The following is a 23184-nucleotide window of genomic DNA, read 5'->3' as shown; positions in this document are numbered from 1 at the left end:
AATCCTGGAATAGATCGTCCGGAGTGCAGCTCTCCTTACTGGTCTGGCTGGTTATTCTCCATGGACTGAACTGTTCCCATAAATACCGGGGTGGCGGTCTCAAGATCCATCAGAATATAGAGGAACGGTCGGTCACAGACCACATCCACTTCATCTTCTGTCACCAGAGCAGCCGTTTCATTCATGACCACTTCCGTTGCGGCGGCCGCTTTGGTTCCCGTACGACTCACTTCAATTCTGGCTTTCTGGATCACTTCACTGATCGCAATGTTTCCGCCTTCGATCATGCCGGAAAAATCAGCACCGTCTTCAAAAGGCAGTTCCATTCCCATGGCTTTCAGTGTGTCATTGAGCACCATTTCGCTGGAAAATTCATATTCCGGAAAGGAGGCATGAATGGTCGCTGGCTGGGGCGTGCGCAGGGCATTGAGAAGTTTAGTTCCATCCACACTGGCCAGCACTTCATCGAGGGAATGATTCTCATCTTCCGGAATCATGATCGCAAGACCATAGCGATGGCCTTCGTAGGGTTTGATAAAACCCTTAAGTCCTTCAGCCATCACCAGATCTTCTTCTTCACTCGTCAACATTTCGACCTGGGTTTCGGTTCCATCGACATTGTGGAAAGGCGCACGGACAATCTGGTTGTCTTCATAGGCCTTGGCCCAGGCAGAATCAAAAGCCAAAGCATTGACCAGAACCAGAGCCGTTGCTGAAGACAGTTCAGCGGGGATCTGATCAATCAGGCCATGTGTCTTCTCACTAATCCATTGATCGATCTCTTTTTGTGGATCATTCGCAGCATCAAATTGAAAAGACTGTGCGTCGTAATCCTGGTCAAGCAGGGTGCCATAGGAGTCGACAAACGAGTCGGCTTTGTTCTGATTGAGCCAGATCGAATTGGCAATTTCCAGAGTCCGGGTCTGGTCAGCGCTGGCGGAGTCGAGGGCAGCCCGGCTGAGCGCATTGATCTGATCAACGGAAAGGTTCAGGGCCTTTTCCATCTGGTCTTTCGTTTCTCCTTTGGCTCCGTTGGCCGTCATGCCAAGCGCAAATAAAGCCGAAAGCGGACTGACAAGCTGGCCTTCTTTTTCCTGGCGGACCTGGCTGAACAGATCCCAGGAAAAAGAATACAGGCGGTTTAATTCTTCATCGCCAGCCCTCACTACGCTGACTTGGGAGTTTTGAGTGGAAGTCTGGGATGAGGCAGTGGAGGATTGACGATCCGAGCCGCCGGCGCACCCGCACAACATCGCCCCGCAAAGCACGGTACAGATCGGTTTCTTCAGATTTTTCATTACGGTTCAGCCTCCTTCTTGCTGGTGAACTCTGTTTGTTTCTGGTCGATGCAGAGTCTGCTGGTGATTCAGTTCTGGAATGTTCATCGTCTGGCTGGATGAAAGTTCCAGCCTGGTTTGGCTTCTGTTTTTTCCAGAACCGCTCAAGAACACAAACACGAGTAAAGAAACACTCAGATATCAAAATTGTACCAATCCAAATCAGAGTTCCCCGTAAAGAAACAAGAAACGTTTTCTTAACATTCAGTCTGGATTTCTGAAGGGATTTTTCTGGATGCCGATCCTGTCTCTTTCAGCACCGGTTCTATCTTTAAAGCTCTGTTTTCTGGCTTTATTTTTCAGCTCTGTGATGCAGCTATGGCTTGTTCCATTCTCTTTTCGGGTATCTTCCCCGTTTTCCCCATGAAAAAAGCTGCCCCGAAGAGCAGCTTTCGATAAGAATTCAATTTTAATTCAGAAACTGAGCCTTCTGGAAATCTTCCCAGATCTTGTTCAGGTTGACTTCATGTTCATAGAGCGTATTGATCTGCGCTAACAGTTCTTCTGTCATGTTCTGTGTGCCCTCTTTCATCAATGGCTCCCGTGTCAATTCGTAATCCTGAATCGTCCATTTGAAAATATCAGCTGGATCCAGATCAAAATGTTCGCTGGCTTTGGTCACGTCATCACCATTTTCCTGAACCCATCTAACTACTTCGAGCTGGTCATCGGTTAAAGGCTTGCTGAAATCGTACTTCATAGAAATTCCTCCTCAAGGCTGGATATCCCAGACAGAATCGTATGAATTTATTGTACGAAGTTCGCACTGCAACACCCACAACAACGAACGGTTAATTCGTTCCCATTGTCTATTGGGATTAAAACCAATTCTCGTGTCTGACCATTGACTTAATGCACAAATACAATACCAAGTCCGGCAATGATCGAGCAGATCACAATGAAGGCTGCTCCATAAGGCAGAGCCATCTTGAGCAGTTTGGAGTCTTCTTTCAGACCGCCGACTGCCGAAAGACCAATCGCAATGGACTGTGGCGAAAGCATTTTACCAACGCCGATGCCTAAGGCATTCAGACCAACAACCCAGTATTCATTCATATTTAAAGCTGCCGCGGCATCGGCCTGAACCTTGCCAAACAGAACACCCGAAGACGTTCCACTTCCCGTTACAAAAGCACCAAGAGCGCCAAGCCATGGGGCAATAATCGGATACATGCCGCCCATTGCTGCAATCGCAAACTTGGCAATATCAGAAATCATGCCAGAGTAGATCATGATCTTGGCCGCCATCAAAACGGAAACCATGACGATGATCGATCCTGTCATCTGCTTAAGAGTCGCCTTGAAAACAGAAGTGAACTGTTTAAAGCTGGCTTTCTGGATGAGGGCACCCAGAATAGCTGACAGGAAAATCCATACGCCTGGCGTATTGATCCAGGCAAAGGTCGTTGCGCTGTTTTCATTGACAAAATAAACCGTTGTTGAAAACTGCGATAAGAAACTGTTGACGGGTGGAACCAGTTTGGAGGAACCAAGCAGGAAGACAAAGATAAACAGGAATGGTGCACAGGCAACCAGCGCATCTTTGAGCGTGATCTTGGCTGCCGCTTTTTCTTCCTCTTTTTCCTCTTTGGCACTCATCAGATATTCAGGATCCGGTTTCACTCGTTTTCCTAAAAGAACTGTAATGGCCAAAGAGAAAACCGAACCGATAACAACAACCAGTTCAGCCCCTACAAAAGCAGACACAACAAGCATGGGAAGCACGAAGCCAAGACCAGCTCCCAGGCAGACACCGGTCATGCCTTTTAAAGCTTTCACTCCCTTACCAGTCAGCACGACCAGAAGAAAAGGAATTGCGATAAAGAAAACAGCCACCTGAATGACCTGCATGGTCGAAAGCGCTGTTGTTCCCGGCATATTCAATAAGGAAGCAACGGTAACCGTTGGAATACCAATTGATCCCCAGGGCGTCGGAAATCCGTTGGACAAAAGACAGATCAGGCAGGAAAACAAGGGATCAAATCCCATGGCCATCATCATACCGGCTGGAATTGCAATCGCCGTGCCAAATCCGGCCATTCCCTCCATAAACCCGCCAAAGCACCAGGCCACCAGTAAGACAAGGACCCGTTTATCTGGCGATACGCTCGTCAGCATGGTTTTGATGACGTCCATGCCGCCAGTCGAGCAGACCAGATTATACGTAAAGACAGCAGCAATAATGACCACGACAATCGGCCATAATGCCATGGTTGCACCTTCAATGGCAGCCATGCCGACCACACTGGCCGGCGTTTTCCAGTACAGCAGAGCTTCAATTGCTGCAAGGATGGCAGCTCCAATGGCCGCCTGCCATGCCGGTCTTTTGAACACCATCATAATAATGATCAGCAAAATGATCGGACACAGCGCGAGAATCAAGCTAACAAAGTTCATACATACTCTCCATTTGCCTTTATTATAGGGCGCGCTTTGAATTTTTTAAGTAATTTCTGAAACACAATTCACATAATTTCTGCGAACTCTTTCTTTTTAATTTTTCCTGACATTGTCGTTCAGTTCCCACTTTTTAAAGACCTGATTTATCTTTGACTGGTCAACGAAAGACCTGTCCCGTCAAATTTTTTGACCGCAATTTACCTTCCCCTTTCTGCTTTTCTATCCTAAGGCCTTTCATTTCTTTTATTATCTCCCGTGCTGACAGTATTTGTCTTACAGATTAATGACAGCTTTTTCTCTTTATATGACCGTTTTTTCTCTTTACTGGAATCATTTCCCGTCTTCATTTTCTGCTGCACTCTGGCCTGCACCAAATCCAGTCTTCAAAAAGTCTTTGACAGAAATCAGAAAGAATCCGAGTCTTCTTTTTTTGATGGTGGAAGGAAATATCTGCCAAATCTTTGTAAGTTTGCAAAAGAGGTGGAGCGAAGTGGATCTTAGCCGCACTCTGGAAGCAAAGGATCCCGTGGTACAGAGTGGGTGTTTTTGAAAGCGCAATTGGAGCGCAAGAAGAGAGGAAATTCGTGGCAGAAAGTGGATGGACTGGCCCAGTCCTGGAAAAGCAATGAATCTGGTGGTGGAAAGTGGCTCCTTTTTCCTTTGCAGACACGATGCAGGACTCTAAAAAGCAGTCTGGCCGCCATTCAGTCCGAAAAATTCTGCCTTTCGTGTCACAAAGTGGTGTCTATTTTGGTGGTAGATTGTGGCTCGTCACTCTCATGACCAGCTTCCGCCCCTGTGGCTCACCACTTTTTGCCCCGGCCAGACTTCATTTCTTCGCTATTCTTCATAGTTCTTCACCATCCGTTTCTTATTTCTTACAGATTCGCCATGTATGTCTGAAAATTGAACATTTTCAGTCTTTAAACCTCTGGCACAACGCCCCACCCAAACCCTTTTTGGTGCTCATTTGGGGCCAATTTGGATAACATTCGCCAAAAAAGAGCACAAAGGGTGGTTTTTGCCGCCCCTTTCCCCCACTTTCCTTGCATTCTCGAAATGACCAACTTATTTCGGTTTTACTTAAAGTGTTTTTTCGGTGTTTATTTTTTGACATTCATTCTGACAGTTCTAAACCTTTTCGGAATTTGAATTGAGGAAAGGGGGTTTCAGGGGTATAATGCACCTACAAAGTAGGTAAATGTGTCACAAAGTGGGGAGGTGATGACACATGTTCATGGGCGAATACACGCACAATATCGACCGTAAGGGGCGGCTGATTATGCCTGCGAAATTCCGCGAAGAACTCGGTGAACGTGTGTACATTACCCGGGGTATGGATGGCTGCCTCACCGTTTATCCACTCGAAGAGTGGACCAGCCTCTACAAAAAATACTCTTCCCTGCCAATGACAAACCCGGATGCCCGTATGTTTATGCGCTTTTTTATGGCCAAAGCGACTGAGGTAGAACCGGACGGCCAGGGACGAATCCTCATTCCGGGATCACTGGTCAAGGAAGCCGCTCTTGAAAAAGAGTGTTACATCATCGGTGTGGCCAATCGGGTTGAAATCTGGTCCAAAGAAAGATGGCTTGCTCTGCAAGAAGAAATGCTTCCTTCCTACGAGAAGGTTGCGGAAAACCTGACCACCCTTCTCGACTAAGTCATGGAGGCTAAAACTATGGAACATATCAGCGTATTACTGGATGAAGCAATTGACATGCTAAAGATCAAGCCGGATGGCATTTATGTCGACTGCACATTAGGACGCGGCGGCCACTCGAGTGAAATTCTCAAGCGCATCCCTCATGGCCACCTGTATGCATTCGATCTCGATCAGAGCGCGATTGACGAGAGCCGAAAAAGACTGGAAGCAATTGGCAGCAACTTCACACTGATTCATGCTCCATTTGAAGAATTCAATGCAAAACTCGATGAGCTGGGCGTCGGCCAGGTCGATGGCATCCTGATGGATCTGGGCGTTTCTTCTCCCCAGTTTGATGATCCAAAGCGAGGCTTTTCGTATCGCTATGATGCAAGGCTGGATATGCGCATGGATCAAAGTCAGGATCTGGATGCGCAGAAGATTGTCAACACCTATCCGAAAGAAGAACTGCTGCGCGTTCTGCGTGAATATGGCGAGGAACCCAATGCCGGCCGCATTGCTTCGGCCATTGTCAAAGCCCGCGAAGAAAAGCCCATTGAGACCACATTCGAACTGGTGGATCTCATCAAATCTGCCCTGCCAGCTGCTGTTCTGCGCAAAAAAGGTCATCCAGCCAAACAGACCTTCCAGGCTTTGCGCATGGAGGTCAATAAAGAGCTTCCACAGCTGACTGCCACCCTTGAACAGGGACTCGACCGGCTCAAACCAGGCGGCCGCATGGCCGTCATTACCTTCCATTCGCTGGAAGATCGAATTGTCAAGCAGGCATTTGCCAATCGGGCCTTACCGAAAAAAGTCAATCGCCGGATGCCGGTGGCAGTGAATGAAACTTTGAATTACCGGCTGGTCAACCGCAAGCCAGTCACGGCTTCGCCAGCAGAACTGGAGGCAAACTCCAGAGCGCACAGCGCAAAATTAAGGGGAGTTGAACGGACCGATGAAGAAGACGAAAAGAAGTGAATCCAGAAAAAACAGCCACCTGACAAAAACCGGTAAGATCCTGACCAGTGTGTTTGTGCTGTGTGCCCTGTTTTTTTGTGCGACCAGGCTGATTCTGAATTCCTACGCCAATGATTTATCCGTAAGCAACAAAGAACTGACCGACGAAATTTCTCAGCGCTCTACAGCGATTGAACAGCTCAAAAGCGATATCGCCCAGCTTGAAGAAAAAAGCCGGGTTCTCGGTATGCTTGAAGGCCAGGTCAGCGAAGATGCCAACCGGGTCTACTACTACGGCGAAAACCAATAGAAACTTCAAGAGCAGAAATGTCCTTCCTTACAGAATGGTCCTTATTCTGCTCTTTTTTCTTGTTCCTTTTTCTAGTAAAGTAATTAAGATTGTTTTTTTAACAAACATACATTAAAGTTTTCTGTTTTTAATTGCAGACTAACTTTTCGCTGGAATACTTGAATACATCAATGGATCCTTCTGGGAAGAGTTCCCGGAACCGGATCAGAAAGGAGGAATTTATGCCAAGAAAAAAAACATCCCGATCTGCCCGCCCAAGCCAATCTTCCCCCAGGGCTTTAAAGGCAAGTCGTCGTTCGAAAAAGAAGCCAGATGATAAGGCCGCCAACCGACATATTCTGGTCATCGGCTTTTCGTTTGTTCTGTGTATGGCTTTAGCCGTCAGCACGATTCTCTACACCATGGTCAGCCAGAAGCATCTGTGGTCTGGCAATTCTGCCCTCAATTCCCTGATTCGTGACTCGGTGCAATATCGCACGATTGCCGGCGTCCGTGGAGAAATTCTTGACCGCTCCAATCAGCCAATCGCCCGCCAGACGATCGCCTACACCATCACAGCCAACTTTGATACTCGTACCGAAGAAGAAAAGAAGGAAGATGAACAGCTGCGCGCTTATCAGCGCCAGAATGTTCTCGAACAGGCCAAAGAAGACGGCCGGACTTCCCAGGTTGAAGCCGCACTGAAAGTTGCTGATGAACAGAATGTCGATGATTACATCGAAAATCCCGCTCAGGCGGCAGCTGCCATCAAAACCGTTTTAGGCGACATGGTCGATGAAGACGAACTTCTCCAGCTGCTTGAAGATGGCCAGGCCAACGGAAAAGCCCAGATTGAGCTGGGGACTGGAACCAAACGCATCAGCAAAGATGAAAAAGAAAAACTCGAAGCGATGAATATTCCAGGTCTTTCCTTTGTGGAAACCGTCAAACGTGAATATCCAATCACTCCATTCTCATCCAATATGATCGGCTTTGCGGCCTACTCTGATGAGTCTGGACGGATCACGGGCAAATCGGGTCTGGAAAAAGCCATGGAATCCTATCTGGGTGGTGAAGACGGGCTGGAACAGTACCGGGCAACAAAACTCAACCAGGAACTGCCGGGAAGCAAACAGGTACTTCAGGAAGCCTCCAATGGCGAAAATGTCAAACTGACCATCGACTCTTCTTTGCAGCAGACTATCGAAGACAACCTCAGGCAGACCATGGAACAATCCAAAGCCACTGCCGCCTGGTGTCTGGTCATGGATCCGGAAACCGGCAAAATTCTTGGCTGGGGATCCTATCCAACCTTTGACCAGAACACCCACCTGGTGATTCCGTCTTATACCGACAAGATCTCCGAAAGCTCCCTCGAGCCTGGTTCGGTCATCAAACCGATCTACTATGCTATGGCCATTGATGCCGGGGTGTACCCGTATAACGAATACTATCGAGCCGGAGAATTCCACTATGTCGTCGACGAATATACTGGCAAGATCACCCGTGTCAGCGCCGACACCCCGACTGAATACCCTGTGATCATGGATGCCCTTGGCACTGACTATGGAACCCTGACGTATGCGGATGGCCTGGCGCATTCCTCTAACATTGCGCTTTGTGAACTGCTGTCCAACTATCTGACCAAAGATACCGTCCAACGATACCTGGACGCCTTTGAATTGTTTGAGGCAACAGATATTCCGTTTCTCAATGAAGTCACTGGGGTAAGCAACAACAATACCGCAACGGACTATCTGTCTTCCGGATTCGGTCAGGCTTCTTCCATGACCATTCTGGAACTGTGCAAAGCCTATACCGCAATCTTCAATGACGGCATCATGATGAAACCCTACGTCGTGGACTCCATCATTGACCCATTAACCAATGAGACCATTCAGAAATTCAATCCAGAACCCGTCGGAACTCCAATTAAAGCCGACACTGCGCATCAGACCATCGATCTGATGCGGCACGTCATGGACGATGGCATGACCGGTGAGCGGTTCCGGATTGATGGTGTCGATATGGCTCTGAAAACCGGTACCGGTGAAATTTATAATGAAGCGACCGGAACGTATGACAAAACCAACTACACCTCAACAGTTCTGGCTGCTGCGCCAGCCGATGATCCGAAAGTTCTGGTTTGTTATGGCATGCAGGGACCGGACTATCTGTCTTATTCCGCTGACCCCTTTAAAAACATCATGTCAGCTGCCCTGAAAGCCCAGAACGTGAACACCGGAACGGATCAGAGTGTCACAGAACCCCATCAGGAATGGACAACTGCTCAGATGCCTTCTTTGGTTTCTCATTCGCTCGACTATGCGACCCAGAGTCTGTCCGATAAGTCCGTCAATACGGTTGTGATCGGCAATGGCGATACCATTGTCAGCCAGTTTCCGGATCCGGGCACAACGATCAACTCCAATGACAATGTTCTGCTGCTGACCAATGGTCCAGAGCGGAAAATGCCCGACATGATCGGCTGGACGCGCAAGGACATCACAGCCTTCTGGCAGTTAACCGGCATTGCGATCAGTGCGGATGGCTATGGCCGGGTCAACTGGCAAAGTATTGAAGCCCAGACCCCGCTGCAGGATGATACGGTCATTGAAGTGAAGCTGGAGTGACCTTGCTTCCTTGTGCTGTCTTTGTTGACGAACTCTCTGCTGTCCCTGTCGACCAGATTGATCAACAAACCGGTCTGTTTCTTTCAGGCAGACAAAAAATGGTGCTCTTGCCAATGACTGGCAGGGCACCATTTTTTGCAGGTTTACGATGTTCAAAAAGCCAAAGAGGAATCCTGTGTTTGCAAGTCTATCCAAAACACCAAGAGAAAACTTCTGAAAATCTGCCCTGGCCATATTCGTGCAGACTCAGCTTTCCGGCTATTGGCCGGGGTTGTTTTTCTTATGAGCGTAATAAGCGGTTGTTGCTGCCAGTTCGTCGAGACTTTGATCGAGCAGATCGCCTTTTTCAATCGTACTGGACTGTTTGAGGCGGACTAACTCATTGACAACTACGTCAAAACTGCTGACGACATCTTCGGAATCATCCACATAGTTCTGCAAAATCTGGATTCTGGCTTTCGTTGGGGCGCTGGCTCCAAACAGTTCAACAGCCTGACAGGCATTTTTATAGTTGGTTTCCAGCACATCAACGGCACTTTTCATGACGTCTTTATAGCGGCTGGAAGAGATGACAGATCCTTCAAAATACTCGTCAATCAATGTAGAGACGGCAATGCTGCGGCTTTGCACGCCTTCCAGGTTATTTTCCAGCCGGTTGAGCAGGGCCTGGTATTCCGGAGCTGTTTTCTTCTTTGGCAAAGAAGGCAGTCTGGTTTCTTTTTCTGTCTGCTCTTCCTTTTTGATCTCTGGATACAGAAAAGGTGACTTTGAAGCACGCTGTCTGGAGCGATCAGGAAAAGTCAGAATCATTTTGATCAGGCCATACAGGCTGAACACAATGCCGGCCACCCCGCACATCGTCGCAAACGCATTTTCGGCTGCAACCAGAAAAAGAAAGGAAAAACAGCCGGTGATCACAAAGGCGCACAGATATAAAGCCGCCTTGATCCGGCCCATCTGGTAAGGGTATTGAAAGTTAAACGGATTCTGTTTTCGTCGAGACATAGAGATTGTTTCCCTCTCTTTCGATCAATGATGACATTTCATCTTTTCTTACAGCTTCCAGTACATTTTTGAAGGTAAGACAGATGAAAAAACAGATTTGCTATAATCTTAGCAGATTAGCGACGGACTTCATAACTGCCCTGGATCTCCTTATCGATTCCTTTGTCTTTTCCAGGCTGAAAAACAGCCGTATAAGAAGGAGAAATCGTCCGCCGCAAGCAGAAAGGACAATCAAAAGTCCGCTTTTGAAAAAGAATATGTATGAAAACAAACAGACAATTCCAGATCCCCAAACCACCGCAAAAGAAAACAGCTTCTCAACATGAGCAAACAAAGCAGAACGCTTTTCAGACGACAGAGACAAATCCACGTTTGGCTTCTTCCAGAAAATACCAGACTTACTTCCGGCCGGCGCCCGTTTTACTGGCGGCCGCCCTGGCTTGCGTGCTCTCTATGGGCAGCAGTATCTATTCGATTGCCAGACAAGACAGCTATGTTGGCTATTCTGAAACGGTAGCAGTCGCTGAAAGCGATCAGGCCCTTGAATATGAACTTCTTCCGCTTTCCATGGTTGATGACAACTTGCTGGCAACTGTCTCTATTACCAAACCGACAGAACTGGGCAAAGAATACAGTACCTGGATTGAGCTGGAAGTTGAAAGCCAGATTGACTCGGACATCCAGAGTGAATACGTTTCGGCTATTGGTTTTGACTGCCCGCAGATCTGGATCACCACTGTTTTTCCTGATTTTGAAGTTCTGGATGATATCAGTGAAGTCAGCATCTCCCTGGACCGGGATGACGATGCGTGGAACAGGCTGGATGATTACGCCTTCCTGCTCAACAATCCAGAATCTGCTGACCATGAAACGCTTCTGAAAGCCTATCGTCACGAATATCCGGAAAAATACAATACGCTGACTTTACTGACCGATGGTGTTCCTGAACAAAGCGGCGTTATCTCCTTTCAGGTCACTCCGCAGCCCGGTGTGGACTACATCGATGGCAAGGTCAATGTTGTCTATAAAAAAGACGGCCAGGTGGTCTATGGCGGGATCTATGATTACAATGCGATCAGTTCTTCTGCCAAGACTTTTGTCTATGCGCCATCCATAGCCCTGCCTGCCTACGACAGCGTCGAACTGATCGATCTTCACTATTAGGCCATTAGGCATTAGGCATTAGAATTCGTCCTCCCTGCTTTCAGAAACTATCGGGCTGAAAATCAAGACCGCATTCTTCTATTCGGTAAACGCAGGAAGCTGCCGGAAACAGCCAGAAATGGAAAACAAAATGGATTTTCCCGCCATGCTGCTGATGCAGAGTCAGGAAAATCCATTTTGTTTTTCAGATTGTTAATGGAGGCCATCCAGCCTGGGCAGTTTGTGCGTTTGAACGTTGCCCTTCACCGCTTGAGACCGGCTCGAGTCTAACCTTCAATGGCTTCAATGGCTTCAATCACAGCTTTTCTGAAGCCGTCTTTTTCCAGCGTCACAACGCCTTTGATCGTGGTTCCACCAGGTGAGCAGATTTCATTTTTGAAGACAGAAGGCTCCTTGCCTTCTTCAATCAACATGGCACCCGCACCATAAACAGCTCTGGCTGCCAGTCTTGCCGCAACCGGACGGCTTAATCCATATTTCACGCCCGCATCCGCCAAAGCTTCCGCATAGAGACCCAGAAATGCAGGCGAGCAGCCGGCAATCGTTCCTGCAATGGAGAAATCTTTAGAAGCAATCGACTCAATTAAAGCCAGTGGACTGAACAGAGTTTTAAAAAGTTCACGATCTTTTTCATCCATTGAATTGTTCTGCTCTTCAATCACAATCCCCGCTGCGGCTGCCATGGCCGTATTGGGCATGATCGAGACATGATGGATATCTGGCAGTTTTTCATCCAGTTTTTCAAAGTTAATTCCTGCGGCCACACAGACAACCAGTTTCCCTGCCAGATCAAAGACAGTCTGGTCAAGCACACCATCTACCTGATAGGGTTTGCAGGCCAGAATCACCACATCGCTCTTCTGGCAGAGTTCCTGCGGGGTTTTGCATGGGGTGGAATCCAAAGACGCACAGTTTGCTTCCAGCTTCGGCCATGTCGGCGCATAAGCGAAGCAGCAAAGCTTCTGATTGAGCAGTCCGGTCTTTTTCCAGCCCTGGACAATGGCCATCGCCATCTTTCCAAATCCAATAAATCCTACATTGATCATCGTTCTCATTCGCTTTCTACAAAACCATTCTTCCGGCTTTGATTCTGAAAATTCTATTGACGGGAGCTTGAATCAAGATCTGGTTCCATCTGTGCTCACTACGCCGTAAATACATTTGTTTTTATCTTACAATCGATCGAAAAAGATCCGAACTGAACGACCTGGCTTCAATCAACTTTTCGATAAACGTTTGATTTTTTCAAAAATCAGGCTTCAAAAACGAGAGGCCAGCTGACATCTCTAAAATTCAGAAGATCGGCCAGAAGCTTCTGCCATCTTGCTGCAATAGGAATGGTGAGCGCAGATCAACGTGACTTTCTCATCTTGTTCCTTGCCAGGTAGAAACCAGCCGATCCGGTGCTTCCCTTTCGCCTCCATCGCGCTTTAGTGTCTGGTTTTCGGGTTGTGTTCATTGAAAAAGTTCAGGAAATCTTCGTAGACCATCTGACGGTTGACTTCATTGAGAATTTCATGACGCATATCTTTATAAAGCTTGCCATGGACATTCTGGTAGCCGCGCTCTTTAAGGAATTCCTGCATCTTGACAAATTCATCCGGACTGCCGATGACCGGATCCTGCTCACCTCCCGCAAACAGAATTGGTAATCCAGAATTGTGGACATGCCAGCCATCTTTACTGTAGGTATCCTGGACCAGAATCATCAGGTTGCGATATCCATTGAGAGTAAATGGTTTTCCGCAGAGCGGGTCCGCATCAAATGCTTTGATGTTTTCTTCATTGGCGGATAACCAGCGATTCTTTCCGGTTCCTTTGACTTTCTTGTCAAAAGAGCCATCAACCAGTTTCGCGACATGTTTGGAGACGTATTTTTCCCCTTTATAGTGGGTAAGAACATCAATCAGTTTCTGCCCGGCTGCTGCAGCCGGATTTTCATAGACCGGTCCCGATAAAATCAGTCCGCTCAGTTCATTATCATGATCTTTGAGATACTTGCGGGCCACCAGCGTTCCCATGGAATGTCCTATCATAAAAAAGGGGACATGCGGATATTCAAGACGCAAAGGACTGTTGATGGCATCAAGATCCTCAACAATGGCATTTCCGGTCTGGTCATAAAAATGGCCAAGATCTTCATCTTCGCGCACTGATTTTCCATGACCACGATGATCACCCGCTACACAGGCGTAACCCCGACTCGCCAGAAATTCCATAAACGGAAGATATCTTTCCTTATGCTCCTGCATCCCGTGGACAATCTGGACAATGCCTTTCACTTCTCCATTTGGGATCACATCCACCACATCGAGTACGAGCTGATCTGCGGGCGATTTGACTTTTCGATAGCGTTCCATCGTTTTGACTCCTCCTTTATCCTGTTTCTGTAACTTGACGTTTTGTTTCGATTGCGTATTGGTTCGAAATCGAATCGAGTTCTGTTCTCTATATTGTATCGAATTTCCAGATCCTGTTCATACCAAGCCGGCCACATCGCTCGATCTGAGGCATAGAGAGAAGAAAAAATCTTTTACAAAACTGAATTTGCGAAAATCAGGTTAATCTTTGTAAAAATCCCCTTTGAAAAGGACACAAACCAAAGCAGATGACGGGAGTCAGAACAACCCAGTCTGTATAATAAAAACAAATTTGGTCCTTCCAATTTTCGCATTACAAACAAGACAAAAAGACCCGGCGGTTAAGCCGGATCAAGTTTTTCAGGATTGCAGACTATTCAGGGGGAATTCTGAAAGGTCGTTTGTCATGCCCGCAGCTTGATTGGAATCAACAGTCAGCACGCTGACCATTTTGTAGAAGCGTTCTCTGGGCTGTTCTCTGTGCTCACTCTTGTTTAAACGCAGTTCCACGGCGATCTGGTGGAGTTCATTCCAGCGTTTCTGTTTTTCACAGCGAACGTCTTCCTCTTCCTGGTAGAGAGAATTCAGATCTACATTCGATTTCCGTTTCACTTTGCTGGTGGAAGGCAGACGATATTCAATCTGACAGATGTAATGAAGGCGGGACTCGTCGCTAAGGCTATCCGAGGTCAGGATTTCAAAAATCAGTCCGTCATCAACCGCATTGTGGTTCACGCAGGCACTGGCAAGCGAAGAAAGTCTGTTTTCCAGATGGATCTGTAAATTACGGGTATTCATCTCTTCACCTCCAGAGCTCATGGGTTTTCAGGCTCGTTTCTGAGTCAAACAAGTACTATAGATTTTTTCAGCTTACAAAAAATGTAAGCGGTTTTGTAGTATCTATTTCCTTTTTCTCACATTTTTAACAGAAAGTCTACCATTTTCAATATTCTTTCAACTTATTTTCAATGGTACTTCCAATCCACTTGCGTTCTTATTCCAATTACGCATTCAACAGGCTGTTTATGCCCGTTCATGGTACGATCAGAACAGATCCATCAAAGGATTTTTCATCGGATAGAAATGAGGAAATAGGATATGAGAATCATCTCAGGTGATGCCCGCGGAAAGATCATAGATGCCCCAAAAGGTTTAGATACCCGCCCGGTCACGGACAAAATTCGTCAGGCTTTATTCAATGTATGGCAGTTTCAAATTCCCGGCAGTTCATTTCTGGACCTGTTTTCCGGCTCAGGATCCATGGGCTTAGAGGCGATCAGCCGGCATGCTAAGCATGTGGTCATGGTTGAAAAAGGAAAAGAAGCGGCCAAAGTCATCCGTTCCAACCTCAAGGCCTGCCATTTTGAAGGCCGGGATGCCAATGTCATGGAGCAGGATGTTTTTGATGCGATCAGACAGTTAAAAAGAAACAAGGAAACCTTCGATCTGATTTATCTGGATCCGCCCTATACCGTCGATGAAATCTTTCATCCAGTCATGGAAGCTTTAGGCGATGCCACCCTGCTCAAACCCGATGGCGAAGTTGTGATCCGCACCCGCAAAGAAAAGAAAATGAACGACCGCTATGGCGACTTAGTCAAATATCGCGAAAAGACCTGGGGAATTTCTACTGCCCACTTCTATCGCAAAGCCGAGGATCAGGCAAAAGAAACTCCTCAGGGAAATCCTGAAGACGCTTCTGGTGAAAATACTGCAGAAAAAACCTCTGCATAATCTTCCCCTTCCGATCTGCCGCAAACAATCATCATTCTGTCTGCTGCCAATTCGGCCAAATCAAGCTGATCAAAAAGACATTGAATCACTCAATTTTCCGTTGAATCTGGTGTATGCCAGATTTTTTTATTTCTGACTGATCAAGACTATAAACGCCCTCATTTTCCAACTCTGTTTTTCCTCAACCGGCCTCATTTTTTGAGGCCGTCCAAGCAAAGTGATTCTGTTCAAAAAAGCGCTTTCAGCTATGATAGAGATAGAGATCAAAAAAAATCGAAAACTCCCGAAAATACCACTGTTTTATAGTGTTTCTTCATCCGTAGACTGTCTTCAATTTCCTTTCTGTATCCGGCTTATTCCTGGCAGGCAGGCTGAAACAATCAACCTTAAAATTGCGCGAAGTTAAAACTTCAAAAGATGGCGGTTCTCTGGATGCAGTTTCCTTTTCAGTCTGTATGGATGGCAACATTCGCCGTGATTCCCTCCCTCATCCATCCTGCAGACATCAGGAAATTGCTGGAGTTTTCCCTTTTATGAAAAGAGAGGACAAAAAGAATGCGAATCAAAAGATTTTTGAGTGGAACACTCAGTGCGCTTTTGGCTTTATCAATGGTTGGCTGCTCCAGTTCTGGTTCAGGCACAGCCTCCAGTGAAACCTCTTCCCAGGCTTCTTCTGCAGTCTCCAGCGAAACCACAGAAGAGGCCAAAACTGCTCAGTCCAGCGTGCGTGACACTCAATATGGTCAGGTACAGGGCGTTGATCAGGATGGTGTTGAAGTATACTATGGAATCCCCTATGGAAAAGAACCTGTTGGTGATTTAAGATGGAAAGCTCCGCAAGATCCCGACAAATGGGAGGACGTGAAAGATGTCTCCACTCAGGAAGAAATTGCGATGCAGACGACCACAAAAGATGGCGAAACCATCGTGACCGGGACAACCGATTCGTTGAACCTTGATGTGTATACAACCGAAAAAGCAGAAAAGCTGCCGGTTCTTGTTTATGTTCATGGCGGTAACAACCAGACTGGAAGTTCCTTTGAAATTCCTGGCAATGACATGGTCAAAACCGATGACTGCGTCTATGTATCCGTTAACTATCGTTTAGGTCTGCTGGGCTTCAACAGCCTGCCAGCATTAATCGATGATGACAATCCAACGGGAAACTTTGCGATGCTTGATCTGGCCAAGTCTTTACAGTGGGTCAAAGACAATATCGAAAATTTTGGCGGTGACCCTGAAAACGTAACGGTATCCGGCTTCTCGGCTGGCGGCCGCGATGTCATGGCCATGCTGATTTCTCCAACCTTTAAAGATCTGTTCAGCAAAGCCATCGCTTTCTCTGGCGGTATGACGATTTCCACCCAGGAGCAGGCCAGCCAGAAAATTGCCGATACCATGGCTCCGCTTGTTGTTGAAGATAAAAAGGCCAAAACCGAAGAAGAAGCCGCGGCCTGGCTGCTGGAAGATACCGACGAAGTCAGAGACTATCTGTATGGCCTGGATGCCGATCGTGTCATCAATCTGTTCCCGAATGCCGGTATCCGCATGGCAAAATTCCCGCATCTGTATGTCGATGATATAGTCCTGCCAATGGATGGCTTTGATGGCGAATTCGTCAATGATGTTCCATTGATGATGGTGACCGGATCCGAAGAATTCTCGATGTTTGGCTGCTTCGATCCATTACTGGACGAGACGAAAGATAAAGAAAAATCCGTTGAATTCGTCAATGTCTACGGCGGCGATTTCTACCGGATTTTCAATACTCAGCTGTCGGCTCAGAAAATGGATGGCAAATATACCTCCAATATTTATCTGGCTCAGATCAACTACGGTGATCGCAATTCTGCTTATCCAATCGAAGGTTACGGCTCTTTCCACGGTATTTTTGTTCCGGCGATTTCTCCAAGCCAGAACAACTATTCCAGCGTTTATGACTTCAGTCAGGCTGGATATACCGATATGGCCAAAGACTTCAACCAGTATCTGGCAAGCTTCCTGAAAGATGGAAAACCAGTATCCGCTGATGCCGGTGTAGACTGGACTCCATTTACAGCATCCAGTCCCGAAACGCTCGTTCTGGATGCAAAAGAGGATAAAGCGGTTGTCAAGATGGAAGATGTCAGCACAACAAATGCAGAGATCATTGAAAGAATGGATGCTGATCCATTAGATGCCCAGGACAAGCAGACGATTATTCAGAACATCCTCAATGGCAGATGGTTCTCTGCTGATCTGGATGAATACTACTCCAATGAAAGTCTCTGGTAAAAACCAGTCGATTTTCTTTGAAGCCTCCTCAAATTTCACAACAAAGGCGCCCCATGCAGGCGCCTTTGTTTCTGTTTTAGCCGGGATTTAACCGGGAGATTGAACAAAGTAAGAATACGAACCAGTCAAAAAGTTGAGTGGTCCAGATGAAGTCTCTTAGAACAGAATCGATTCAACAGCTTTGCAAAACGAATTGATTCGTTTACTTGGCCGTGACGTGGATTCAATATAAATACTGATCTGTGGATCCGATGCGCTGGAAATTCCTTTTGGGCCGATAAATACGGTTGGTTTGAGCTGGTCTCCTCCAAGCACAGATTTCTGACCGAACTCATAGTTCAGAAAGATAATCAAATCCAAAAGCATCCGCTCGGTCGAAGCGACAATCAACACATCTTCGGGCTGAAAATGCATTGGGCTTTGATCAACGGGCAGAAGGAGTCGAGTGTTTGGATTGAGGTACAGGAAATAAGGAAGATAAACCTGGAACAGAAAACCGGCTTCCGGTTCAGCAAGAATATTCACCTGGGCAGCCATGCTTAGTCGCTCGTGAAGCTGCTGATTCCGGGGTCTGCACCTCATCAGGCCTTCAATTTCTTCCATCTCTTTGACAACGGTCCGCTTGAATCTCTCAAAGGAATCCATGTTCATCTTCTTCAAATACCGCTGGAAAGATGCTTTTGAGCAGAAACACTGCTCAAAGAACTTTCGCTCTCCAAACTGTACGATTTTCTTTTTCTGTCTGAATACTTCTCTGGCAATGGCTGCCTGGTAGGAATCTACATCATGCTCCATACAATCGAGGCAGATTCGTGGCAGAAGAATCATGCAAAGTACCTGCGCCAGTAAGCTGCCTTGATCTGGTCCAGATAAAACAGTACCCAATAATATCCATCAAAAATCTCATACTGTGAGCCAATCGGCAGATAGAGATCACAATCCAGACAGGGGCGTCTGGACATCAGGATGGTTGATTCATAGGATCTCAGCAAAATTCCCAATGGCGTTCCGAAGGAAAACAACCGACCTGTCATTGTCATGATAATTACCAGATCCTGCTCCCCATCCGGATGGTAAAATTCCAGATCTGCTTTGTCTTTGATCACATAACATCGTTTATCCATCTGGAATAAATCAGTCTGGAAATTGAGGGCCAGCGAAACCATTTCCAGCGACCCGGCCAGATAAATGGTCCTTGCTTCGTTGATTTTGCGAACGACTTTTTCAATCCTCTTTTGCAGCTCCAGCTTTTCCTCTTCACGATGGGCGTACTTCAGAAATTGATTTTGCTGACTGAGCACATCATAGGTCATCATCCGCTGGGTAAGCTGCTCCTCCGTATACGATTGAACAGTATTGAATCTTTTCATATCGGTATAACTTTCATAACCAATCTCTTTGATGAATTTTTTCAGGCGCGCCGGTGACACTCCGCACAATTCAGCCATTTGAGAAAGACTCAGTCTGTCCAGCTGCTTAAAATGATCAAGAATCCCACGGGCGATCTGAGCATCCGTACTATTGGGTGCACCAGAATTCAATTGGTTAAACAGAACAGCGGACAAGCGATTCATTCTTTCTCACTACCTTTCCATTGCTCTTTATTATTGTTTATCTTCAGCTTTGCATTTACTTTTCTTAGCGTTATTTCCTTATTCGGGACCAAAATACGGCCTGCCTGTTCATTTCCAGCAGAAGCCGTAGAAAAAACTGGTTAATTTACTTTGGAATATTTCTAAAAACAGTATAGTAATTCGCCATTGAAAGAAACAAGACCCTGGTCTTCAAATCGTAGACTGGCCTTGTCTGTTCTGGCTTTTTACGATTTTCCCGTCTGGAAGTCAGTGTCTCAGACTTCATCGTAAAGCGTATACTCGAGGTACTTGCGGGAAAGAATAGTCAGAATGATGCCAAGTGAATTCATCGAAATACCGCCTTCTATTCCGGCCAGTTCAGAGGTTTCATAAAAGAGAGAATAGCGGCTGGCTTCAGTCAGCTTATTATTGGAAAGCACTGTTACAGAACAGATTGGGACTTTGCGTACGCCAAGCAGATTAATCGTCTGCATAATTCCAGGCGTATTGCCGGAATATCCGGCAATGATCACCAGATCCTTGCTGGTGAGCGAACGGGCAATGATTTCAAAATTGGATTCGCCATTCACTTTGAAATTCGGGCGTCCATACATGAACAGTTCACTGGACAGCTGCTTGAGATAGTTGCTTTGCACAAATCCTGTCGCATACAAAATCAGATTCTGGGCCTGACTCATCGCCTGGACCAGCGGCAGAAAATTGACCTGTTCAGCCAGTTCGAAGGTCCGTTCCACTTCATGACGGAAACTGGCGACCAGATTGTCCGGAATCACTTCCCGCATCTGGACTGCATTTTGCATCTCATATTTAAGCTGACTGTAACCGCGATAGCCAAGTTTCTGAGCCAGGCGTAAAACAGACGAACGGCTGGACTGGAGCATGCGGGCAATATCTGTAATCGACAGACTGCAAAGTTCATCGAGATGGTCCATCAGATAAGAAATCATCTCTTTTTCGGTCTCATTGAGCGCGTCATAATGCAATTTCACTTGTTCCTGAAGTGCCATGGTTTTCTCTCCTTCTTGCCTGATGAGCGGATTTCTGATCGAAGACCATGGCGGGATAGCCGCTGCAAAAGCACGCAGAACAGCTGTCTTCCGCCTCTCTTCCATTCATTTAATGATCATCCGGATGGTTTTTATTTTAACCAGATTTGGCCTGCTTCCAACTGACCCTGTCATTTTTTTGAAAAACTTGCCGCAAATCCAGCACTCAAAAAAATAAGACGGCCAGTCCACAAAGGATCAGCCGCCTTTCCATAAAGAGAAAAGAGAAGCAAAAGAGATACGAAAGAAATTCAGGAAATCAAGATCTGAAACAAGATCTGAAAGCTGCAGTGGGGAGCCACACAGAAAAGAATCTGCTTTCAGACCCTCAGATCAAGACAAGCTGTCTTCTCCCGGTTTATAAAGCTGCCAGCCTCTGGCAGAGCCGGAAACATCAGTTTTCTTTATCCAGACAGTAAATCAAGGCTTCGTAAGGACGCAGCCGGTGCACGCCTTCCAGCGTGTGCGGGGAATTTTCCAGATTGGATAAAACGAGCCGGGCCTTGGCTGGATTTACTCTGCTTTCCTTCGAATCCAGTTCAAAGGGGATTTCTTCTGGAGCAAAGGAGCAGAGGATGACAAGATCCTGATTGCTGGTCGAGCGACGGTACGCATACACCTGGGGATGGTCTGCCGCCAGAAGAGTATAGGTTCCATCCACCATAGCGGGTAATTGTTTGCGCAGAGCAATGAGTTTCTGATAGTGGTAGAAAACGGACTGCGGATTGGCCAGAGCTGTTTCAACATTAGCCGAAGTCTCTTTGGAAAAATTAAGCCAGGGTTTGTGGTTCGAAAAACCATAATACGGTTTTTGGTCATTCCACGGAATGGGGGCTCTGGCATTGTCACGGGAGCCGTTGTAGACCACCTGGCGGATAAATTCAGGATTCTCCCCTGCTTCTTTCATATTTTCAATGAAATAGCGAGTTTCAATGTCCTGATACTCGTCCAGCGAATCATAGACGGTATTTTTCAGCCCGAGTTCTTCGCCCATATAGATATACGGGGTTCCCTTCATGCCATGCAGCAGGGTGCCTAACATTTTGGCAGATTCAACTGGATAGTTTTCATCCCCAAAGCGGGAAACAGCCCGCGGCTGATCATGATTATTCCAGTACAGCGAGTTCCAACCCTGCTCAAGATCGTGTTCCCACTTGCTTAAGTTTTCTTTCAGGTCCGCCAGATTGACTCTCTCCAGCGAGAATTTTCCATACTTGCCATAGTCAAGATGCATGTGTTCAAACTGGAAGACCATGTCAAGTTCCTTGCGTTCTGGATTTGTAAACAACAAAGCCTGGGCACTGTTGGTATTTGGGGTCTCTCCTACGGTGATTGTTTCGTAATGGTCGAGAACCTGTTCGTGGAGTTCGTGTAAAAATTCGTGCACGCGCGGCCCATTCGAGCAGCCCGCATAATACGACTTCGTGTAGACATACTCGCCATTGTTATCCGGAAAGGACTGGTCTTTAGAAATCAGCGAGATGACATCAAAACGGAAGCCGTCAACACCCAGATCGAGCCAGAAGCGCAGCTGATCATAAATATCCTGGCGGACCGTTTCGCTTTCCCAGTTCAAATCCGCCTGCTCAATCGCAAAGCAATGCAGATAATACTGATTCCGCTCTGGCACATATTCCCATGCCGGACCGCCAAAGGTCGATCCCCAGTTATTGGGTGCAGAGCCATCAGGTTTTGGATCTTTCCAGATATAGTAATCCGAATAGGGATTGTCCTTGGATTTTTTCGATTCCTGAAACCAGCGGTGTTCTGTACTGGTATGGTTGATAACCATATCCATCACAATCCGGATGCCGCGCTCATGCGCTTTTTCAAGCAATTCCCTGAAGTCTTCCATTGTTCCATACATAGGATTGATCTTCTGGTAATCGGCAATATCATAGCCATTATCAACCAGTGGGGATTCATAAATGGGATTCAGCCATAAAACATCCACTCCCAGTGTTTTCAGATAATCCAGACGCTGGATAATCCCGCGCAGATCCCCGATGCCATCATCATTGGAATCCTGAAAGCTCTGTGGATAAATCTGGTAGACAACGGACTGTTTCCACCAGGGTGCTGCCGTTGCACACATGGCTATTCATCCTCCTCGTCATCTTCACTGCCGCTCAGTTGCTCATTGACATAGATCATCTGTTCTCTGGCATTGTTGATTTCATTGACAATATCCGCTGCCTCTAAAGGTCCGGCAGCAGCACGCAGGGTTAAGGACAGAATCAATGGCAGGTTCATGCCAGCAATCAGATGCACATTGGGATTGGCCAGGACATGCGGCAGGCACGCCTGATTGACCGATCCGCCCATCATATCGGTAAAAATCAAAGTCTGATCCTCACTGCTGATGCCTTCAAGAGCCTGAGCGAGTTCTGCTTCCACTGGAACATTCTGTAAATAGGCACTGACTGCCTGCACTTCCACATGTTCGGGCAGGATGTAATCCAGAGTATCTTTCATGCCATCGGCAAGGCGGTGATGGCTGGCGAGTACAATTTTTGTCATAAGCTTTCTCACTTTCTTTTTTCGATGATTTCCATTTTTCAATCTTTGATTTTGTTTTCGATTTTGTTTCCAGTCCTCTTTCTCATGTTCTTCGCCGTGTTCTCAGTCCATCCGTTTTAGAGTCTGGTTTTCGCAAAGAAAAGGCAGGCTGGCTTCGATCGATGTCAGAATCGAAATCCAGCCTGCATAGCGAAGATTAAAACGGGTTTTTGGGGGTATAGA

General features: G+C 46.8%; 20 protein-coding genes. 8 read left to right on the top strand and 12 right to left on the bottom strand.

Translation table 11 applies throughout. The features are described 5' to 3' along the window. Nucleotides 1-35 precede the first annotated feature (35 nt). The 3 genes from U4956_RS09085 to U4956_RS09075 all read right to left on the bottom strand — a co-directional run bounded on the left by U4956_RS09085 (nt 36) and on the right by U4956_RS09075 (nt 3734). Complete coding sequence (locus U4956_RS09085) at nt 36-1298, bottom strand: serpin family protein (protein WP_323090309.1); 1263 nt, start codon at nt 1296-1298, stop codon at nt 36-38. 448 nt (nt 1299-1746) lie between these two features. Beyond that, on the bottom strand, nt 1747-2037 hold the full coding sequence (locus U4956_RS09080; RefSeq protein ID WP_323090307.1) for a hypothetical protein: 291 nt from the start codon (nt 2035-2037) through the stop codon (nt 1747-1749). 149 nt (nt 2038-2186) lie between these two features. Beyond that, nucleotides 2187-3734, bottom strand: coding sequence for a lactate permease LctP family transporter (locus tag U4956_RS09075; RefSeq protein ID WP_323090306.1), 1548 nt, complete (start codon nt 3732-3734; stop codon nt 2187-2189). 1234 nt (nt 3735-4968) lie between these two features. Between U4956_RS09075 and mraZ the strand changes: the two genes are divergently transcribed. The 4 genes from mraZ to U4956_RS09055 all read left to right on the top strand — a co-directional run bounded on the left by mraZ (nt 4969) and on the right by U4956_RS09055 (nt 9264). Then, nucleotides 4969-5400, top strand: a complete 432-nt coding sequence (gene mraZ / locus U4956_RS09070; protein WP_323090305.1) for a division/cell wall cluster transcriptional repressor MraZ — start codon at nt 4969-4971, stop codon at nt 5398-5400. Nucleotides 5401-5418: 18 nt separating this feature from the next. Further along, a complete protein-coding gene (gene rsmH / locus U4956_RS09065) occupies nt 5419-6363 on the top strand; it encodes a 16S rRNA (cytosine(1402)-N(4))-methyltransferase RsmH (RefSeq protein ID WP_323090304.1) in 945 nt (314 codons plus the stop codon). Next, on the top strand, nt 6341-6652 hold the full coding sequence (locus U4956_RS09060) for a hypothetical protein (RefSeq protein ID WP_323090303.1): 312 nt from the start codon (nt 6341-6343) through the stop codon (nt 6650-6652). Before rsmH ends, U4956_RS09060 begins: the two co-directional genes overlap by 23 nt. Nucleotides 6653-6873: 221 nt before the next feature. Then, the gene (locus U4956_RS09055) at nt 6874-9264 is read left to right on the top strand and encodes a penicillin-binding protein (RefSeq protein ID WP_323090302.1); all 2391 of its coding nucleotides are present in this window, start codon (nt 6874-6876) and stop codon (nt 9262-9264) included. A gap of 258 nt (nt 9265-9522) precedes the next feature. Here the strand turns inward: U4956_RS09055 and U4956_RS09050 are convergent, their stop codons facing one another. Beyond that, nucleotides 9523-10269, bottom strand: coding sequence for a hypothetical protein (locus U4956_RS09050; RefSeq protein ID WP_323090301.1), 747 nt, complete (start codon nt 10267-10269; stop codon nt 9523-9525). An 83-nt stretch (nt 10270-10352) separates the two neighbouring features. Here U4956_RS09050 and U4956_RS09045 point away from each other — a divergent pair, with 83 nt between their 5' ends. Together U4956_RS09045 and U4956_RS09040 are read left to right on the top strand one after the other, a co-directional pair. After that, nucleotides 10353-10595, top strand: coding sequence for a hypothetical protein (locus U4956_RS09045; protein WP_323090300.1), 243 nt, complete (start codon nt 10353-10355; stop codon nt 10593-10595). Nucleotides 10596-10641: 46 nt separating this feature from the next. Further along, nucleotides 10642-11433: a hypothetical protein gene (locus U4956_RS09040; RefSeq protein WP_323090299.1), complete on the top strand. Its 792-nt coding sequence runs from the start codon at nt 10642-10644 to the stop codon at nt 11431-11433. Nucleotides 11434-11699: 266 nt separating this feature from the next. Here the strand turns inward: U4956_RS09040 and proC are convergent, their stop codons facing one another. The 3 genes from proC to U4956_RS09025 all read right to left on the bottom strand — a co-directional run bounded on the left by proC (nt 11700) and on the right by U4956_RS09025 (nt 14591). Further along, nucleotides 11700-12479, bottom strand: coding sequence for a pyrroline-5-carboxylate reductase (gene proC / locus U4956_RS09035; protein WP_323090296.1), 780 nt, complete (start codon nt 12477-12479; stop codon nt 11700-11702). A gap of 384 nt (nt 12480-12863) precedes the next feature. Continuing rightward, a complete protein-coding gene (locus tag U4956_RS09030) occupies nt 12864-13793 on the bottom strand; it encodes an alpha/beta fold hydrolase (protein ID WP_323090295.1) in 930 nt (309 codons plus the stop codon). Between the two features lie 360 nt (nt 13794-14153). Then, nucleotides 14154-14591, bottom strand: a complete 438-nt coding sequence (locus U4956_RS09025; protein ID WP_323090294.1) for a hypothetical protein — start codon at nt 14589-14591, stop codon at nt 14154-14156. Between the two features lie 300 nt (nt 14592-14891). Between U4956_RS09025 and rsmD the strand changes: the two genes are divergently transcribed. Next, on the top strand, nt 14892-15527 hold the full coding sequence (rsmD, locus tag U4956_RS09020; RefSeq protein WP_323090293.1) for a 16S rRNA (guanine(966)-N(2))-methyltransferase RsmD: 636 nt from the start codon (nt 14892-14894) through the stop codon (nt 15525-15527). Nucleotides 15528-16082: 555 nt separating this feature from the next. Further along, nucleotides 16083-17801, top strand: coding sequence for a carboxylesterase family protein (locus U4956_RS09015; RefSeq protein ID WP_323090292.1), 1719 nt, complete (start codon nt 16083-16085; stop codon nt 17799-17801). 156 nt (nt 17802-17957) lie between these two features. Here U4956_RS09015 and U4956_RS09010 read toward each other — a convergent pair whose 3' ends face one another. From U4956_RS09010 to U4956_RS08990, 5 genes are all read right to left on the bottom strand, one after another. Next, nucleotides 17958-18629: a hypothetical protein gene (locus U4956_RS09010; RefSeq protein ID WP_323090291.1), complete on the bottom strand. Its 672-nt coding sequence runs from the start codon at nt 18627-18629 to the stop codon at nt 17958-17960. After that, complete coding sequence (locus tag U4956_RS09005) at nt 18626-19375, bottom strand: hypothetical protein (protein ID WP_323090290.1); 750 nt, start codon at nt 19373-19375, stop codon at nt 18626-18628. Before U4956_RS09005 ends, U4956_RS09010 begins: the two co-directional genes overlap by 4 nt. 275 nt (nt 19376-19650) lie before the next feature. After that, entirely contained in the window at nt 19651-20403 is a 753-nt protein-coding gene (locus tag U4956_RS09000) for a MurR/RpiR family transcriptional regulator (protein WP_323090289.1), read from the bottom strand. Between the two features lie 433 nt (nt 20404-20836). Next, the gene (locus U4956_RS08995) at nt 20837-22537 is read right to left on the bottom strand and encodes an alpha-glucosidase (protein ID WP_323090288.1); all 1701 of its coding nucleotides are present in this window, start codon (nt 22535-22537) and stop codon (nt 20837-20839) included. Between the two features lie 2 nt (nt 22538-22539). Then, entirely contained in the window at nt 22540-22962 is a 423-nt protein-coding gene (locus tag U4956_RS08990) for a PTS N-acetylglucosamine transporter subunit IIBC (protein ID WP_323090287.1), read from the bottom strand. Between the last annotated feature and the right edge of the window lie 222 nt (nt 22963-23184).

The organism is Allobaculum sp. JKK-2023 (genome assembly GCF_034745455.1).
In the GTDB taxonomy this organism is placed as follows: Bacteria; Bacillota_I; Bacilli_A; order Erysipelotrichales; family Erysipelotrichaceae; genus Allobaculum.
This window is presented reverse-complemented; position numbering and strand designations above follow the sequence as displayed.

Bases quoted from the DNA above. Each gene is read 5' to 3' on its own strand.
- U4956_RS09050 (WP_323090301.1), bottom strand. From the start codon at position 10,269: ATGTCTCGACGAAAACAGAATCCGTTTAACTTTCAATACCCTTACCAG.
- U4956_RS09010 (WP_323090291.1), bottom strand. From the start codon at position 18,629: ATGATTCTTCTGCCACGAATCTGCCTCGATTGTATGGAGCATGATGTA.
- U4956_RS09005 (WP_323090290.1), bottom strand. From the start codon at position 19,375: ATGAATCGCTTGTCCGCTGTTCTGTTTAACCAATTGAATTCTGGTGCA.
- rsmH (WP_323090304.1), top strand. From the start codon at position 5,419: ATGGAACATATCAGCGTATTACTGGATGAAGCAATTGACATGCTAAAG.
- U4956_RS09025 (WP_323090294.1), bottom strand. From the start codon at position 14,591: ATGAATACCCGTAATTTACAGATCCATCTGGAAAACAGACTTTCTTCG.
- U4956_RS09015 (WP_323090292.1), top strand. From the start codon at position 16,083: ATGCGAATCAAAAGATTTTTGAGTGGAACACTCAGTGCGCTTTTGGCT.
- U4956_RS09000 (WP_323090289.1), bottom strand. From the start codon at position 20,403: ATGGCACTTCAGGAACAAGTGAAATTGCATTATGACGCGCTCAATGAG.
- rsmD (WP_323090293.1), top strand. From the start codon at position 14,892: ATGAGAATCATCTCAGGTGATGCCCGCGGAAAGATCATAGATGCCCCA.
- U4956_RS09075 (WP_323090306.1), bottom strand. From the start codon at position 3,734: ATGAACTTTGTTAGCTTGATTCTCGCGCTGTGTCCGATCATTTTGCTG.
- mraZ (WP_323090305.1), top strand. From the start codon at position 4,969: ATGTTCATGGGCGAATACACGCACAATATCGACCGTAAGGGGCGGCTG.
- U4956_RS08995 (WP_323090288.1), bottom strand. From the start codon at position 22,537: ATGTGTGCAACGGCAGCACCCTGGTGGAAACAGTCCGTTGTCTACCAG.
- U4956_RS09030 (WP_323090295.1), bottom strand. From the start codon at position 13,793: ATGGAACGCTATCGAAAAGTCAAATCGCCCGCAGATCAGCTCGTACTC.
- proC (WP_323090296.1), bottom strand. From the start codon at position 12,479: ATGATCAATGTAGGATTTATTGGATTTGGAAAGATGGCGATGGCCATT.
- U4956_RS09060 (WP_323090303.1), top strand. From the start codon at position 6,341: ATGAAGAAGACGAAAAGAAGTGAATCCAGAAAAAACAGCCACCTGACA.
- U4956_RS09080 (WP_323090307.1), bottom strand. From the start codon at position 2,037: ATGAAGTACGATTTCAGCAAGCCTTTAACCGATGACCAGCTCGAAGTA.
- U4956_RS09055 (WP_323090302.1), top strand. From the start codon at position 6,874: ATGCCAAGAAAAAAAACATCCCGATCTGCCCGCCCAAGCCAATCTTCC.
- U4956_RS09045 (WP_323090300.1), top strand. From the start codon at position 10,353: ATGAAAAAACAGATTTGCTATAATCTTAGCAGATTAGCGACGGACTTC.
- U4956_RS09085 (WP_323090309.1), bottom strand. From the start codon at position 1,298: ATGAAAAATCTGAAGAAACCGATCTGTACCGTGCTTTGCGGGGCGATG.
- U4956_RS08990 (WP_323090287.1), bottom strand. From the start codon at position 22,962: ATGACAAAAATTGTACTCGCCAGCCATCACCGCCTTGCCGATGGCATG.